The 1,439-nt window shown below is 41.1% G+C and carries 2 protein-coding genes; both read right to left on the bottom strand.

Annotated elements, in window-relative coordinates; translation table 11 throughout:
• Positions 1–35: 35 nt before the first annotated feature.
• Entirely contained in the window at positions 36–875 is an 840-nt protein-coding gene (locus tag DUT68_RS18230; RefSeq protein WP_237088381.1) for an IS3 family transposase, read from the bottom strand.
• The gene (locus tag DUT68_RS18225; RefSeq protein WP_113639669.1) at positions 875–1,396 is read right to left on the bottom strand and encodes a helix-turn-helix domain-containing protein; all 522 of its coding nucleotides are present in this window, start codon (positions 1,394–1,396) and stop codon (positions 875–877) included. The genes DUT68_RS18230 and DUT68_RS18225 overlap by 1 nt, the downstream gene beginning before the upstream one ends.
• Positions 1,397–1,439: the final 43 nt, after the last annotated feature.

Below are 1,439 nucleotides of genomic sequence, written 5' to 3'. Positions count from 1 at the left end.
TGGACTGCCCCCAAAAAGTTAGACAAACTTAACAATTAATTATTTAGGATGTGAGCTCGGTATTCGACCGGGCTCATTCCTTTTAGGTTCAGCCTAATCCTATTGTTGTTATAGTAATCGATGTAATCATCAATATCATTCTGCAGCTCCTCTACAGACAGATATTTTTTGATATAAAACATCTCAGATTTCAGCGTACCAAAAAAGTTTTCTATTACGGCATTATCAAGGCAGTTGCCCTTTCTTGACATACTTTGAACAATCCTGTTCTTCCGCAGAATATCTTGGTAATCCTTCATCCTATATTGCCACCCCTGATCCGAGTGCAGTATCGGTTTGGCATCCTTTGGTACTTTTTTCAGTACCCCGACCAGCATTTCTGTAATTTGCCTGAAATCAGGCCTGAGAGATTGTGAATAGCTGATAACCTCTCCGTTGAAAAGGTCGATTATTGGAGAGAGGTACAGTTTTTTACCAGCTACACTAAATTCAGTTACATCGGTAGCCAATTTTTCAAATGGTCTGCCCGCATTAAACTTCCTGCTGAGCATGTTGGGGGCAGTCCTACCTTCCTCTCCTCTGTAGGACCTATATTTCTTAGGCCTGACAATACTTTTCAGGCCCATCTCACCAGTTAGCCTCAATACAGTTTTATGATTGACCTTATGCCCTTCCTTTTTTAGTTGAAATAGCATTCGCCTATAGCCATACCTGCCCTTATGCTGCCTGTAAAGTTCAATGATCCGTATCCTGATCGCCTGGTATTTATCAACCGCTTTATTGCGCTTCATATAGTAATAAAATGAACTTCTGGCAATATTGGCCGCCTCCAAAAGTATTGATAGGTCAAACCTCTCCCTTAATCCATGGACAATCAGAGCTTTTTGTTTTTCTTTGATTCTTCTTTCTGGATTAAGGCCCGTAACTTTTTTAAAAACGCGACCTCCGCACGTAAACGCTTGTTTTCTTCCAAAACTTGTTCATGCGCTGTCAAGTCTTTTTCAGGTGCTTTTTTCGAAATCTTTGGCTTCATAAGACGTTTTTTTCCTCTTGCTTCCTCTGACAGGCCCTCGGCCCCACCAATCGCGTATATCCTCAACCAGTTGGACAGTACGCTATTGGATCTAATGTTGAACTGGAGACATGCCTTTCTCAAAGATACCTGATTGTCTTTAAAGTATCGGATAACTTCGAGTTTGTTCTCCAAAAAATAGACTGTGGATTGTGGAGCAAGCCCAGCTTCTCCAAAGCGGTTATAAAACTGGGCCCACTGAAGGACCATACGCCGTTCAAGACCATTTTCTCTTGAGATCTTCGCCAGAGATTTGTCCCTTTTTAATACCTGGTTGACAATAGCCAATTTAAATTCTAAGCTATGCTTAATTTTTCTACTCATAAAAATGCCCCCATTAAGTGTCTAACTTTTTGGGGGCAGTCCA

The organism is Pedobacter zeaxanthinifaciens (assembly GCF_003313335.1).
GTDB lineage: Bacteria > Bacteroidota > Bacteroidia > Sphingobacteriales > Sphingobacteriaceae > Pedobacter > Pedobacter zeaxanthinifaciens.
Note: the sequence above shows the minus strand (reverse complement) of the source record. Positions and strands in the feature narration are given on the sequence as shown.